General features: G+C 67.5%; 14 protein-coding genes. 6 read left to right on the top strand and 8 right to left on the bottom strand.

The window, feature by feature from the left end; all coding sequences use genetic code 11:
* Positions 1-4 precede the first annotated feature (4 nt).
* From OG625_RS08315 to OG625_RS08300, 4 genes are all read left to right on the top strand, one after another.
* Entirely contained in the window at positions 5-652 is a 648-nt protein-coding gene (locus OG625_RS08315; RefSeq protein ID WP_329377849.1) for a precorrin-8X methylmutase, read from the top strand.
* Positions 649-2,139 (top strand): precorrin-2 C(20)-methyltransferase, encoded by a 1,491-nt coding sequence (locus tag OG625_RS08310; protein ID WP_329377847.1) that lies wholly within the window; start codon positions 649-651, stop codon positions 2,137-2,139. Before OG625_RS08315 ends, OG625_RS08310 begins: the two co-directional genes overlap by 4 nt.
* 202 nt (positions 2,140-2,341) lie before the next feature.
* A complete protein-coding gene (locus OG625_RS08305; RefSeq protein ID WP_329377845.1) occupies positions 2,342-3,577 on the top strand; it encodes an MFS transporter in 1,236 nt (411 codons plus the stop codon).
* Positions 3,578-3,742: 165 nt separating this feature from the next.
* Entirely contained in the window at positions 3,743-4,297 is a 555-nt protein-coding gene (locus OG625_RS08300; protein ID WP_329377844.1) for a TetR/AcrR family transcriptional regulator, read from the top strand.
* A 90-nt stretch (positions 4,298-4,387) separates the two neighbouring features.
* On the opposite strand, the gene OG625_RS08295 is transcribed toward OG625_RS08300, so the two are convergent.
* A complete protein-coding gene (locus OG625_RS08295; protein WP_329377841.1) occupies positions 4,388-4,798 on the bottom strand; it encodes a response regulator transcription factor in 411 nt (136 codons plus the stop codon).
* A gap of 288 nt (positions 4,799-5,086) precedes the next feature.
* On the opposite strand from OG625_RS08295, the gene OG625_RS08290 reads away from it, so the two are divergent.
* Positions 5,087-5,986: a LysR family transcriptional regulator gene (locus tag OG625_RS08290; RefSeq protein WP_329377840.1), complete on the top strand. Its 900-nt coding sequence runs from the start codon at positions 5,087-5,089 to the stop codon at positions 5,984-5,986.
* On the opposite strand, the gene OG625_RS08285 is transcribed toward OG625_RS08290, so the two are convergent.
* From OG625_RS08285 to OG625_RS08255, 7 genes are all read right to left on the bottom strand, one after another.
* Entirely contained in the window at positions 5,943-6,491 is a 549-nt protein-coding gene (locus OG625_RS08285) for a TetR/AcrR family transcriptional regulator (protein ID WP_329377837.1), read from the bottom strand. The two genes, OG625_RS08290 and OG625_RS08285, sit on opposite strands and share 44 nt — an antisense overlap.
* A 56-nt stretch (positions 6,492-6,547) precedes the next feature.
* Positions 6,548-7,516, bottom strand: coding sequence for a prephenate dehydratase domain-containing protein (locus OG625_RS08280; RefSeq protein ID WP_329377835.1), 969 nt, complete (start codon positions 7,514-7,516; stop codon positions 6,548-6,550).
* A 16-nt stretch (positions 7,517-7,532) separates the two neighbouring features.
* Positions 7,533-8,294, bottom strand: coding sequence for an AfsA-related hotdog domain-containing protein (locus OG625_RS08275; protein WP_329377833.1), 762 nt, complete (start codon positions 8,292-8,294; stop codon positions 7,533-7,535).
* Between the two features lie 264 nt (positions 8,295-8,558).
* Entirely contained in the window at positions 8,559-9,173 is a 615-nt protein-coding gene (locus OG625_RS08270) for an acyltransferase (protein ID WP_329377831.1), read from the bottom strand.
* Positions 9,174-9,232: 59 nt separating this feature from the next.
* On the bottom strand, positions 9,233-10,441 hold the full coding sequence (locus OG625_RS08265; RefSeq protein ID WP_329377829.1) for an FAD-dependent monooxygenase: 1,209 nt from the start codon (positions 10,439-10,441) through the stop codon (positions 9,233-9,235).
* 34 nt (positions 10,442-10,475) lie between these two features.
* The gene (locus tag OG625_RS08260) at positions 10,476-11,030 is read right to left on the bottom strand and encodes a flavin reductase family protein (protein WP_329377827.1); all 555 of its coding nucleotides are present in this window, start codon (positions 11,028-11,030) and stop codon (positions 10,476-10,478) included.
* On the bottom strand, positions 11,027-12,619 hold the full coding sequence (locus tag OG625_RS08255) for a 4-hydroxyphenylacetate 3-hydroxylase N-terminal domain-containing protein (RefSeq protein ID WP_329377825.1): 1,593 nt from the start codon (positions 12,617-12,619) through the stop codon (positions 11,027-11,029). The genes OG625_RS08260 and OG625_RS08255 overlap by 4 nt, the downstream gene beginning before the upstream one ends.
* 267 nt (positions 12,620-12,886) lie before the next feature.
* Here OG625_RS08255 and OG625_RS08250 point away from each other — a divergent pair, with 267 nt between their 5' ends.
* A complete protein-coding gene (locus OG625_RS08250; protein ID WP_329377823.1) occupies positions 12,887-14,332 on the top strand; it encodes a class II 3-deoxy-7-phosphoheptulonate synthase in 1,446 nt (481 codons plus the stop codon).
* The last annotated feature ends 17 nt before the right edge of the window (positions 14,333-14,349 follow it).

Here is a 14,349-nt window from a genome sequence, read left to right as displayed (position 1 = left end):
AGAAATGAGCGAGTACACCGTGTTTGAGTACGAGAAGGACGGCGCCGCGATCTACCGCCAGTCCTTTGCCACGATCCGCGCCGAGGTGGATCTCTCCGGGCTGCCCGCCTCGGTCGCCCAGGTCGCGGTGCGCATGATTCACGCCTGCGGGATGACGGACCTGCCGAAGGACCTGGGGTACACCCCCGAGGTGGTGCTGCGGGCCCGTGCCGCGCTCGAGGCGGGTGCGCCGATCCTGTGCGACGTGCAGATGGTCGCGAGTGGGGTGACCCGGAAGCGGCTGCCTGCCGACAACGACGTGATCTGCACGCTGTCCGACCCGGCGGTGCCGGAGCTCGCGGCGAAGATGGGTACGACGCGCAGTGCCGCCGCGCTCGAAGTCTGGCGTGACCGGGGGCTGTTGGAGGGATCCGTGATCGCCGTGGGGAACGCGCCCACCGCGCTCTTCCGGCTGCTGGAGATGATCGAGGAGGGCGCTCCACGCCCCGCCGCCGTCATCGGGGTGCCCGTCGGGTTCATCGGCGCCGCCGAGTCCAAGGACGCGCTCGCCGCGCATCCCTCGGGGCTCGATCACCTGATCGTGCGCGGTCGGCGGGGTGGCAGTGCCATCGCCGCGGCCGCCGTCAACGCCATTGCGAGCGTGGCCGAATGAGCGAGAAGGGGCGGCTCTACGGGGTTGGGCTCGGGCCCGGCGATCCCAGTCTGATGACCTTGAGGGCTGTTGAGGTGATAGGCGAGGCGGACGTCGTCGCCTATCACAGTGCGCGGCACGGGCGGTCGATCGCCCGGTCGATCGCCGCCAGGCACTTGCGCGACACGCACATCGAGGAGCCGCTGGTCTATCCCGTCACCACCGAGACCACGGATCATCCCGGGGGCTACCAGGGTGCGATGGAGGAGTTCTACGAGTCCGCCGCGGCCCGGCTGGCCGTGCACCTGGACGCCGGGCGGACCGTCGCCGTGCTCGCGGAGGGCGACCCGCTCTTCTACAGCTCGTACATGCACATGCACAAGCGGCTCGCGGACCGGTACGAGACCGAAGTGATTCCCGGTGTCACCTCGGTGAGCGCCGCCGCCGCGCGGCTCGGCACCCCGCTCGTCGAGGGCGAGGAGGTACTGACGATCCTCCCCGGCACCCTGTCCGAGGAGGAGCTCACCGCGCGGCTGGCCGCCACCGATTCGGCGGTGGTGATGAAGCTCGGCCGGACCTTCCCCGCCGTGCGCGCTGCCATGGAGAGGAGCGGCCGGCTCGCGGAGGCCCGTTACGTCGAGCGGGCCACGATGGAGGGCGAGCGGACCGGGGTGCTGGCCGAGACGGATGCGGAGAGCGTGCCGTACTTCGCCGTCGCCGTCGTCCCGAGTCGGATCGGCAACCCGGGCAGTGTGCCGTCCGGGCCCGGGGAGGTCGTGGTCGTCGGTACCGGGCCGGCCGGGCCGCTGTGGCTGACCCCGCAGACGCGGCGGGCGCTCGCCGACGCCGAGGTACTGGTCGGCTACACGACGTACCTGGACCGGGTGCCCGTCAAGCCGGGGCAGGTCAGGCACGGTTCGGACAACAAGGTGGAGTCGGAGCGCGCCGAGTTCGCGCTCGATCTCGCCCGGCGCGGCAAGCGGGTGGCGGTGGTGTCCGGTGGTGACCCCGGGGTCTTCGCCATGGCCACGGCGGTGCTGGAGGTCGCCGGGCAGGACGGCTACAAGGACGTGCCGGTACGGGTGCTGCCGGGAGTGACGGCGGCCAACGCGGCGGCCGCCGCGGCCGGTGCGCCGCTCGGTCACGACTACGCGACCGTGTCGCTGTCGGACCGGCTCAAGCCGTGGGAGGTGATCGCCGAGCGGCTGCGCGCGGCGGCCGCCGCGGACTTGGTGCTCGCCCTGTACAACCCCGGTTCGCGGAGCCGGACTTGGCAGGTGGCGCAGGCGCGTGAGCTGCTGCTGGAGCTGCGTGCGCCCGAGACGCCGGTGGTCGTCGCGCGGGACGTGGGCGGGCCGGAGCAGTCGGTGCGGATCGTCACGCTCGCCGAACTGGAGCCGTCCGAGGTGGACATGAGGACGATCCTGCTGATCGGTTCCTCGCAGACCCAGGTCACCGAGCGGGCCGACGGCTCGCGGATCACCTGGACGCCGCGCCGCTACGCGTGACGGATTGAACGCATGACCCGAGGCGGTGCCGGTACCCGGCACCGCCTCGTTGCATTCGGCCACGACGTGTCCCGGTCATCGCCGGCGCCTGGACTCTTGAATAGACGCAACGACTAGTCTAGTCTCACCATAGACGCAACGCTCAGTCTAGTCTTGAGTCGTCGCCACCTGTCGCAATCCCACTTATCGAGAGGTCGGTTCAGTGCTGAACAAGACCGCCCAAGCCGGCGCCCAGGTGGACGCGGCACCCCGCCGGCCAGGCAGTGGCGCGGCGACTGCCGCCGTGGCCTTCGCCTTCTGGATCACCATGGCCGGTACGACCGTGCCCACCACGCTGTATCCGATCTACGGCGAAGCCTTAGGCTTTTCGCCGATCACCGTTACCGGGATCTTCGCCGTCTACGCCATCGGCGTCGTCGTCGGACTGCTCGTCTTCGGTCGCCTGTCGGACCAGATCGGCCGACGCCCCGTTCTGATGGCCGCGACCTTCCTGTCCGTCTGCGCCGCTCTCGTGTTCCTCGCGGCCGAGAGCGTTCCGATCCTCTTCGTCGCCCGGGTGATCTCCGGGTTCTCCGCCGCTCTCATCACCGGGGCCGCCACGGCCTCACTCGCCGAACTCATCCCCCAGGACAGCCGCGTCAAGCCCGCCACCGTGGCCCTCTTCGCCAACATGGGCGGCCTGGCGTGCGGCACGCTGCTGGCCGGCATCCTGGCCGACCTCGCGCCCTCTCCGCTGCGTACACCATGGGTCGTCACGCTCGTCCTGGCGGCGATCGCAGTGATCGGCGTGGGGCTGACGAAAGAGACCGCCGCACATCGCACCTCCTTCACCTTCCAGCTGCAGCCGCTGCATGTGCCCGCGGAGATCCGGTCGGACTTCCTGCGTTCGGCGATGGCCGCAGGCGCGGGCTTCGCGGTCCTGGGCGTACTCACCGCTGTCACCGGACTGTTCATGGGCACGGTGCTCCACGAGTCCAGCCACACGCTCGCCGGGCTCGTGGTCTTCACCGCCTTCGCCTGTACGGCGCTGGGGCAGTTGCTGGTCCGCACCATCAAGCCGGGAGCCGTACTGGCCGTCGCCTGCCTCGGGCTGATGCTTGCCGCGGGCCTCATCGCCACGGCCATGGCCACCAAGGCCTTCGCGCCCCTGCTCATCGGGGCGGCGGTGAACGGCCTGGCCACCGGAATGGCCATTTCTCATGGCATCCGGGACATCACCACCCGCAGCGTGCCCCAACACCGCGGCGCATCCGTCTCCACGTTCTTCGCCATCCTCTATTCCATGCTTGCGGTGCCGGCGATCGGCGTCGGGGTGCTGATCCGCGCCACGAGCCTGCGGCCGGCCGGCGAGATTTTCAGCGCAGTCGTGGCCGTCCTTGCCCTCGTGGTCCTGCTGAGCCTCGTCCTCACCCGGAAGCCGGAACGAACGCCTGCCTGATTCGGCCGCGTCTCGCCACCCTGTGGTGTGCCAGAATCGGCTGCATCCGTAAGAACCAAGGGGTGAAGTACCATCAGCGCCGCACGGAACACCGAACGCCCACGTGTCCAGTCCCCCGTGGTCAGCCGGACAGGCCCCCGGCGCAGTGAGAGCATCCGCCTGGCCGTGCTCAACGCCGCGGATGACCTGCTGGTGGAACAGGGGTTCGCAGGGACCACCATCGAGGGCATCGCCACCCGGGCAGGTGTGGCGAAGCAGACGATCTACCGGTGGTGGAAGTCGAAGGTCGACATCCTTCTCGACGCCCTCGCCGACGATGCCCGCGAAGCGCTGGCATGGCACGAACCGGCCGGCACGGCCGCCGAAGACCTCGTCGCGCATCTGCACCGAGTGGCCGACTTCTTTCAAGAGCCGGCGGGGCAGGTATTCCAGGCCCTGCTGGGGCACGCACAACTGGACATGGACGCGGCGGCATCCCTGCGCACGGGATTCCTGCGCGAACAGCGCGAACGCGACCTCGAAGGCCTGCGTGTCACCGTTCAACGCCATACCGGAAGCGAACCGGGTGAAGAGATCCTGGACCGGCTGACCGATCTTCTGCTCGGACCCCTCTACTACCGGGTTCTGGTGTTCGGACAGCAAGCCGACAAGGCACTCCTGGATGCGTCGGCACATCTCGTACTCGAACTGGCGGCCCGCTCCGCCGCGTCGGACGAGTGAATGCCCGACCGGCCTTCTTCCAGTGACACTCATGCGAATGCGCCACCCCAGAAGTCACAAAACTTCTGGGGTGGCGCATTGATTCTGCCGCTAAATGCTGATGCAGCCATTCCTTATACCTCGCACCACTGCTTCGGTTCTGGACGTGGCGCCGAGTTTTATGAAGATGGAATGCAGGTGGACCTTCACTGTACGTTCGGATATTCCCAGGGTCCGCCCGACCCTCCTGTTGGACAGACCCTCGCGAATTCCCGTTAATACCTGAAGTTCTCGGGGGGTCAGCCCGGAATGATTGCTTCGGTTATCAACTTCGGGTTGCCCGGCGCCTTCATCGTAATCGCCGGATGCCACCCCGAGCGTCGGCCCATCCAGGGCGACTTCAGATATTCGACGTTCTTGGTATGCCATGAATTCCCCCAATTTTTCGTGAACAGTCTTCAGCTCGAGGGGGTGGGAGTGTCCGAGCTCCTCAGTCCCTACGGGATGACGATTGCGCTTCACGCAACTATTCTACAGACAGGTTGATTCATCCAGCACCCATGTGATGAGTGTCACGCGTCGCGATGTGAATCAACGGCGCGCGGACGATAAAGGGAAAGTCAAATTCTGACATAGAAGTCCAACGGTGATGTTTAAATCCCTGGCGGCCTAAATAAGCCCCCAGTGTGCATGCCCGAGAGTTGTGGACGGTATATTGATTCCAAGGAAAGTCCCCTGCAAAGTGGGCTCATATTTGGAATGCGATCTCGCGTCGCAGAGTCCTCATCGGGAGCAGAGTTGCGTGAATCCATGTACGCAGACATGCGGTTACTGCCGGCCCTTGACGCCCTGCTACAGGCGGGCAGCGTCACCGGCGCGGCCTCCCAGCTGGAACTGTCCACCGCTGCTATGAGCCGCATTTTGTCCAAAATCCGTCTGGTCGTGGGCGATCCCCTGCTCGTGCGTGCCGGTCGTCGGCTTGTTCCGACGCCCAGGGCGCTTGAGCTTCAACCGGTGGTGCACGCCCTCGTCCGGCAGGCGGAGGCCATCCTTATGCCGCAGCAGGACGTCAGTCTGGCCGGGGAGCGAAGGACGCTCACCATTGCATCGGAATTCGGCTATGCCGCAGCGCTCGGACCTGCACTGCTGGCCAGAGCCGGGAAGCAGATTCCTCGGGTGTCATTCAAGTTTTTGACCAAGAAAGGCCCAGGAGCCTCCCCGCTGCGCGAGGGGACGGTGGACATAGAAATCGGCGTCCTTGACGATCCGTCTCCCGAGCTGCGGGTGGAGCCCCTGTTTGAGGAGCCTTTTGTCGCCGCCACCGGAGCGGGAAACCCTTTGCTCCGCATGCCCATAACGGCGGGAGCCTTTGCGGCGGCGCGGCACGTCAACATCTCGCCCAACGGCGGAACGGCCAGCTCCATCGACGTGCCGCTCAAGGAAATCGGATTGCACCGTCGAGTGATCGCATCGGTGCCCGATTTCCTGTCCGCACTGTTCCTGCTCCCGCGAACCGACCTGGTGGCGACACTGCCTCGAACGCTCGCCACCAGCCAGGATTGCCCGCTCGACATAGAAATCTTCGAACTTCCCGTTCAGCTCGCGCCGCTCAGCATCTGCCAGGCATGGCATCCCCGGCATGAGGCAGACCCGGTTCACATATGGCTCAGAGAGAACATCCGGTCCGTGCTGGCAGGGACATTCCGTTGAGCAGGAGAGCGGCGACATCATTCGCGAATTCGCCCTGCACGGAACGGTAGGACAGGCTGATTTCTGCGATACTCCCGAGGATCAGCCGAGCGGCTATCCCGAAGGGTATGTCGCCACGCGCCGTGCCTTCTGCCGCGGCTTGCTCCAGCAGGTCCACGAGAGCCCGGTGCACGGCTTCTGTGCATGCGGTGATCTGTTCTGCCGGTTCCCCTCCTGCCGCGTGACCCCAGAGTAGGTAGAATCCTGACGTCCGATTCTCTGCCAGTCTCACCAGCTCGCGCGCGAGGTGTATCAGTCGATCGATCGCCGGTGCTTCCTCCGCCTTCGCCGATTCCACGAGGGAGAGGACCGCGGTGCGTGCCGGCAGGGTGACGGAGGCGAATAATTCGGCCTTCCCCAAGGCATGTCTGTACAGTGCGGCCTTGGTGACACCCAGGCGCGCGGCGATGGAGCTCATACTTGTGGCCTCATAGCCATGCTTCATAAACAGATCCGTCGCGACCACCAGAAGAGCTTGGTGGCCGCGACGGCGCATGGGGAAGTCTCCGGTAGTTCCGGGCGTCAAGAGGCGGCTGTTACATGCGTGTTCATGGCGTCATTTCTCTGAATCATCTTCAGGGGCGGGGCGGTGGAAACCTTCTGCCTGTGACCGGGCAAAGCCGGAGGGCTGGTCGGGTAAGAACCCAGCATGCGCAGGCCGGGTATCATCGATTGCAGGAGATCGATCGCCCGCGCTGTTCCGGGATCCGTGAGGTTCCCCGGGCAGTCGATGAAAATGCCGTGACGGACGTTCTGGTTGCCGAGAATCGCCAGTGAGGCGCCGTCGAGAGACGCATGCTGTGTCAGCTGGGCAAACCGGGCACGTAACTGAATTTCCTGGCCGTCCACCAGGCCTGTCAGGGAAGTGACGTCCGAATCAGTTGACGGAGTCTTCTGCCAAACCCTTGGTAATGCCACCAGCAGGAATCTCGTGAGTGCGCCGGAGTGGTCCTGAATGCGTTCTGCGGCGATATCGAGTCCGTATCGTGCTGCTGTGAAGTGTCCGGCCAGCGCCGCATCGCACCGTCCGTCCCGGACCCACTCGGCCCCCGCCGCATTCGAAGGGGCAGATACCCAGCGGGCCGACGGCAGGAATGTCCCGAGCCAGCCCGCCGCCTGAGCCCGCGCGTGCGGGTGGCCGGTGACCGCGCGCACCTCCCGCAGGGGGAGGCCGGGCCGGGTGAGCAGAGCGAAATCGATGCTGAGCGTGACCTCGCGGAGGATCTCCAGAGCGGGAGCCGCGACCAGCGCACGCACGGTACCCGCCACCAGGCCGCCGACCGTGTTGTGCACGGGAAGCATGGCGGCGTCGGCAGCTCCGCCCCGCAGGTGTTCCAGTGCCTCGTCTGCGGAGTTCACCGCCAGCAGCCGCGTGCCCTCGGCCTCCGGGAGGGCGCGCAGAGCCTGCTCGGTGAACGTTCCCTCGGGGCCCAGGTAGGCGAAGCGCGGCCTGTCCCGGGCCCCGAGTGCGTCCGCTGACGAAGCCGGCATCCGAGCGGTCCGCACGTCAGATGGCGGCGAGGGCCGCGTCCACGGCGGCGGCGGACGCGCTTTTCGCGCGCCGGAGTTCCTTCTCCTCCAGCAGCCCGGGAGCGAAAGCGGCGTAGTCGACGTCCACACTCGCCGCGATGCGCCCCGCCTGCTCCAGCTCCACGGTGACGCGCATGATGAGGCGGCTGGGCTCGGACACATCGGAGCTGTTCACCCGGAGGCGCAACTGCGCGGCCACCGGGAAGAGGAAGTTGCTGAAGGTCGTGTTCATGGAGTTGAGGACGATGTAGTAACGCTGCTGCGGCCAGCGCGAGGTGAAGAACCGCTCGGTCACCGCCAGGAACATCTGCCGGGCCGCCTCGATCGCCACCATGCCCTGGACGTGCACCCGGTCCTGAACGTCGACGAGAAGCTCATTGTGGTCGTGGAGCCGCAGCTGAGCCTCGTAGGTGTCGTCGTCTATTCGGCCCAGATCCGCCACCAGCACGTTGTCCTCGCGCGCCTTGTGCAGATCCTGCCGGCGTGCGGGCTCGCTGCCCGTGTGCGCCAGCGTGATCACGTTCTCCAGATTCCTGCGGGCGATCGCGTCCCTCAGGTAGCCGGCCTCGTACGCGCCGATTCCCTGCCCGGTCACCACATGAACCGGAGCCTGGGTGGAATCCAGGTCTCCTCCGTCGAGGGCACGGGCGAAGGCGGAGAACGTCTCGGCCCCGACCGCGGCGGCGAAGTCGCCGAAACGGTCGCCGACGATCAGACGGGACGTGGTCGGAAGTGTCATGCCGATTCCTCCTGGTTCCGGGAGACCGCAGGCGTTGAGCGCTGCGGATCTGTGTACCCGTCCAGCCTGGGGAAAGCGGGGTGACGACGGTAGTCGCCTGTTGGTTGTAGACCACGCCTCCTAGTCCCGGCGTTGTACGCACACGGAGAGTGCGCCGTCCGGTCGGCACAGCGCGACTACCGGTGGAGAAACGCGAATGGCCCCGCCCGGGGTATCCCGAGCGGGGCCATTCCGATGACACGGCGACAGTGGTTCCTCGGTTCCTCAGCGGGACCGGAATTCGTGCAGGGTGACATGTTCAGGGACCGCTTCCCCCTCGTGCACGGACATCCCGAGGGAGACATCGGTGAGGGGCTGCGCGGGGCTGAGCCCGGCCAGTGAGCGCTGGGCCAGCTTCTGGTACTGCTCGGTGCCGTTGGCCTTCCATTCGAGTTCGGCAGTGGTCAGTTCGCGCAGCACCCGGGCCGGGCTTCCGGCCGCCAACTGCCGTGCGGGAACCTCGAACCGGGACTTGACGAAGCTGCCGGCGCCGACGAATGCCTGCTCGCCCACGACCACGCCGTCCATCAGCACCGACTTCATACCGATCAGACTGCCCTTGCCGACCCGGCAGCCGTGCAGCACGCTGCCGTGCCCGACATGGCCGTCCTGCTCCACCACCGTGTCGGCGCCGGGAAAGCAGTGCAGGACGCAGCCGTCCTGGACGTTGGAGCCCTCCTCGAGCTCGATGCGGCCGAAGTCGCCCCGCAGGCTCGCGAGAGGCCCCACGTAGCACCCGGGACCGATGGTGACGGAGCCGATCAGCACTGCGTCCGGGTGGACGAAGGCCGTTGGATGGATGACGGGGACGGCCCCTTCGAAGGCGTAGATCTTTGTCATGGTCCTCTCTCAAGGTTCGTTCGGTACGGGTGCCTGCGCCCGGCAACCGGTCGTCGGCCTCAGGCCGACGACCCGGAGGTCTCCGGCTGAAGCGCGGTCAGTGCGTCGTGTCCGTGGATCCAGGCCAGGTCGTCCGGCAGCGACGCCAGACGGATGTTGCGGGCATCGGCCTCGGGCCCGTCGGGCAGCTGGAAACACGTCGCGTTCTGCCTCGATCCCCTCTGCAGCAGCCGGGTGCGAGGCCGGCGGGCCAGTTCGTAGGTGCGCAGTGCCTGCTCCACCTCGTCCGTGTCCGCACCGCCCAGGATCCGGGCCAGGACCACCGCGTCCTCCAGAGCCTGGTTCGCCCCCTGTCCGTGGTGGGGCAGCATGGGATGTGCGGCATCGCCCAGGAGGGTCACCCGCCCGGAGCTCCAGGCGCGCTGTGGCTCGCGGTCGTACAGTGCCCAGCGTCCAGGGCGGCCCGAAGCGCGGATGATCTCGGTGACGAACGGATGCCACCCTTCGAAGGCCCGCAGCAGTTCGGTGGCGCTGCCCTCGGTGGCCCACGACTCGACCGTCCACTCCCGGTCGGGAACGACCGCCAGGAAATTGAGCAGCGTTCCGTCGGCGACCGGGTAGGCGATGAAGTGCCGTCCGGGCCCGAGCCACAGCCACAGCACGGGTTCGGCGAGTTCCCGGACGTGACCGAGGCGCTCCATCGGGACCAGGGCCCGGTAGCCGCTCGTGCCCGAGAAGACGGCGTCGTCCGGTCCGAAGACGCCGTTGCGCACGGCGGAGTGGATACCGTCGGCCCCGACCACCGCGTCGGCCTCGGCCTCCGAGCCGTCCGCGAAGCGGATCACCGCGCCGTCGGCCGACTGCTCCACGGCGCTCACGCGGGCACCCGGACGGACCTGGGCTTCACCCAGCTCGTGGAGCAATGCCTGCTGCACCGCGGCGCGTTCAACCGTCCAGTACGGCGCCCCGAACCGCTCCTCGTAGCTTCCGGCCAGCTGGTGAAGGGCCATCGTCCGTCCCGTACGCCAGTTACGGAACTCCGCACGCGCGGGGCGTACCGCCGAACCCTCGAGCGCGGCCGTGACGCCGAGCTCGCGCAGCATGCGATGCCCGTTGGCGCCGATGGCGATGCCGGCGCCCTGCCCCGTCAGCTCGGCGGCCTGCTCGTGGACGACGACTTCGGCACCATGCCCGCGCAGGCCGATCGCGGTGGCCAGACCCCCGATGCCGCCGCCGACGACCGCTACCCTCAGGCGTCGCCTGGCCATGTCTGCTCCTCCTTGCGATGGGTGGTGTGCGAGGTCACGCCGGCCGCCCCACGGAAGTGAAGGCCCCCCGGTGGAAGGCGAGCGGGGCCTCGTCGCGCCAGACCGCACCCAGGACCCGTCCGACGACCAGGACGTGGTCTCCGAGCGGCTGGGTCTGATGCATGGCGCACTCCAGGGTTCCGGGCCCTTCCGCCAGCAGCAGGCAGCCCGTGTGGGGGCCGATGTCCCAGGAAGCGGCGCGTTCCACGGGAGGCCTCTGCTCCGAAGGCATCGTCAGGTCGCGGACCAGGCCGCGGGCACCGTCACCCAGGAACGAGACGGCCCACGCCCCCTCCGTCCGGATCCGCCGGAGAAAGGCCGAGTCGGCACGCAGACACATGGAGACCAAGGGCGGATCGAGGGAGACGGAGGTGAAGGAGTTCACCGCGATCGCGTCGTGGCCGGTGCCGGAAGGGCCGTCGAAGCGGGTGGACACCGCGCACACACCGGTGACGAACTGGCCCATGACCCGGCGCATCTGCTCCGGATCCGGTCGCCCTGAGGGCGCGGGGAGGCTGGTGGCCCGCCCCGCGGCCGTCGGAGGGCTCACGGTGCGGCCTCGACGCGCGGCGCGGCCGCGGCACGGCCGATGTTCCCGTCGATGACCGTGGTGTCGGTCGGGTTGATGAGGTCCGGGGCCTTCCAGCCGTTCTCGTCGTACTCGGACAGGCAGTTGTCGACGAGGTGCTTGTACCGGTCGAACTGGCCGGATGCCTGCTGGGCGTGGAGCGCCTCGAAGCGGATCTGCTCGTGGTTGCCGGCGTAGTTCATCTCGTACAGCTCCCACCGGGCGCCGAACTCGGTACCGACGGCGTCCCACGCGAGCTTCATCAGCTTCACGCGGTCGATGGCCTCGACGCCCAGGCCGCGCACGTACTTGTCGAGGTACGGGCGGATCTCGGGGCTGGACCAGTCCCGGGCATGGGAGTTGTTGTAGATCAGGGCGCTGCCCAGGTCCCGCAGGAAGATTTCGCGGACCTTGGGGTAGATGGAGGACGACAGCACGCGGAAGGCAAGAGCCGTGTCGCCGTTGGGTGTCACCGTTCCGTCGGGCCACTTGGTCGGGTTCTGCGTCATGGAGTCCACCAGTGCCCAGAACATGTTGCGGTAGGCGAGGACCTCGCCCAGGCGGCTCTGGACCCCGCGGAACTCCGACGTTCCAGTGGTCTCAAGTCCCTTCGCCAGCAGACCGGTCAGGAAGTCCATCTTCACGGCGAAGCGCACGCAGGCGTGGAACATCGCCCGGTAGAAGAATCCGGACCCGTAGAAGAAGTTGTTCGCCTTGTCCACGTCGTAGCAGAAGACGTTCTCCCAGGGAATGAGCACCTGGTCGAAGACCAGGATTCCGTCGTTCTCGTCGAGCCTGCTGCTCAGCGGCTGGTCGAACGGGCTGCTGACCGTCGCCGAGGCGAATTCGTAGGACGGGCGCGAGATTATCTTCAGACCCGGACTGTTCGTGGGCACGATGAAGTACGCGGAGAAGTCCTTGGCTCCGTCGGGAATCCGCCCGTAGCTGCCGATGAAGATGTGCTGAGTCAGCGCCGCACCGGTACCGACCACCTTGGCGCCGGAGACGACCAGGCCGGCGTCCGTCTCGCGGTCGACCGTGAGCATGACGTCCCGGAGCTCGGTCAGGCCACGGTTGCGGTCGATCGGGGGGTTGACGATGCCGTGGCCGATGAACAGCACGTTTTCCTGGGCCTTGCGGTACCACGTGGCGGCGTTGTCCTCGAAGGGCGCGTAGTGTTCCTTGTTCGAGCCGAGAGTGGACAGGAACGCCGCCTTGAAGTCGGGGGTACGGCCGAGCCACCCGTACGTCATCCGGGACCACTCCGCCATCGCCTCCGCCGAGGCCTTCAAGTCCGCCGAGGAATAGGGCGCCTTGAAGTAGGGGTGGGTGAACCCGCCGCTACCGGTGTCCGTCGGTACGACCAGCTTGCCGTTCCGCTCCGGATCGTGAAGGGCGTCGAACAGCCGGGCAATCATCCGGGAGTTGTTCCTGAAGGCCGGGTGGGCTGATACGTCGTCGACTCGCTCGCCGTAGATCCATACGTCCCGGCCGTCACGGAGGCTCTGCAGGTACTCGTCCCCGGTCTGCGGGCGGGAGACGGATCCACGCGGGGCATCGGTGCTAGTCATCCAGAATTCACCTTTCGAGGCCGGTTCCGAAGCAATGGCACGGGCACGGGGGCCTAGTGCTGCCGCTCCTTTCACTGTCCGAAATCCTCCAGCACCGGTGTGCGCGGTGACAGTCGGCTTCTGGGGCTAGTGCCGAAGTATTAGGCCCCTCCTTCTAGCCCCAATGACGCACTGCAGGAAGCGGGCTTCCGCATGGCAGGCTGCCGTTGAGGTCAGCCGCGACGCGGCGTCCCACCCCTCGGATCAGAAGGCTTTGAGGTTCTCTCCGTGGAAAATTCGACTGACGAATCCTGGCGGTCCCTTCCGGCGGCGCAACAGCCCGAGTGGCCGGACCGGGCAGCACTGCACGACTCCGTGTCGGCCCTCGCCTCCGCGCCGCCCCTCGTCTTCCCCGCCGAGTGCGACGCCCTGCGCGGCCGGCTGGCGGAAGTGGCGCGGGGCGAGGCGTTCCTGCTCCAGGGCGGAGATTGTGCCGAGACGCTGGACGGGCAGGGCGAGGACTCCGTGACGAACAAGCTGGAGGTGCTCCTCCAGATGGCGGCCGTGCTCTCCTATGCGGCGGCGGTACCCGTGGTGAAGGTCGGCCGACTGGCCGGCCAGTACGCCAAACCCAGGTCCCGGACCACCGAGACCCGCGACGGGCTCACGCTGCCGTCGTACCGCGGCGACGCCGTCAACGGCCTGGAGTTCACGCGCGCATCGCGGACCCCGGACCCCCGTCGACTTCAGCGCATCTACCATGCGTCCGCCGCCACCTTGAATCTCCTGCGGGCTTTCGCGTCCGGTGGTTACGCGGACCTGGACCGGGTCCACCAATGGAACCGGGACTTCGTGGAACTGTCCCCGGCGGGCCGGCGCTACGAGCCTCTGGCCGCTGACATCGACGCCGCACTCGCCTTCATCCGAGCCTGCGACATGGACACGTCGCCGATGCGCACCACGGAGGTCTTCGCCAGCCACGAAGCACTGCTGCTGGACTACGAGCAGGCCCTGGTCCGTACGGATTCCCACACCGGGGGCCGATACGCACTGTCCGGACACATGCTCTGGATCGGCGAGCGTACGCGCCGGCTCGACGGAGCTCATGTCGAGTTCGCCGCAGGGGTCGGCAATCCCATCGGCGTGAAGCTGGGTCCGGAGGCATCCGTCGGCGATGTTCTCGCGCTGATCGACCGCATCGACCCGCAGCGCACGCCCGGCCGCCTGACCTTCATCACCCGTATGGGCAAGGACCTGGTACGGGACCGCCTGCCAGCCCTCGTCGAGAAGGTGCGGGCGGAAGGGGCGGAGGTCGCGTGGGTCTGCGACCCCATGCACGGGAACACGTACGCGGCGCCGAGCGGTCACAAGACCCGGAACTTCGACGACATCCTCGATGAGATCACAGGATTCTTCGAGGTGCACCGGGCGCTGGGCACCCACCCGGGCGGCATCCACATCGAACTGACCGGCGAGGACGTCACGGAGTGTGTGGGCGGCGGGAACCCCGTACACCCCGGTGACCTGCACCTGCGCTACGAGAGCGCCTGCGACCCGCGGCTCAACCGCGGCCAGTCGATGGACCTGGCCTTCAGGGTGGCGGAGTGGTTCACCGTCGAGAGCGCCCGTCGCACGGCACGGCAGCGCCATCTCCGGTCGGCGGATGCCGTCATGGGGCCCCATGCGGACGCCCGAGGCGGCGTCGCGGTGGAGTACGCCGCCTCACTCGGCTGAGCACAGGAGACAAGGAG

This window comes from Streptomyces sp. NBC_01351 (assembly GCF_036237315.1).
GTDB lineage: Bacteria > Actinomycetota > Actinomycetes > Streptomycetales > Streptomycetaceae > Streptomyces.
The sequence above is the reverse complement of the archived record's forward strand: the minus strand, read 5'-3'. Positions and strand labels throughout refer to the sequence as shown.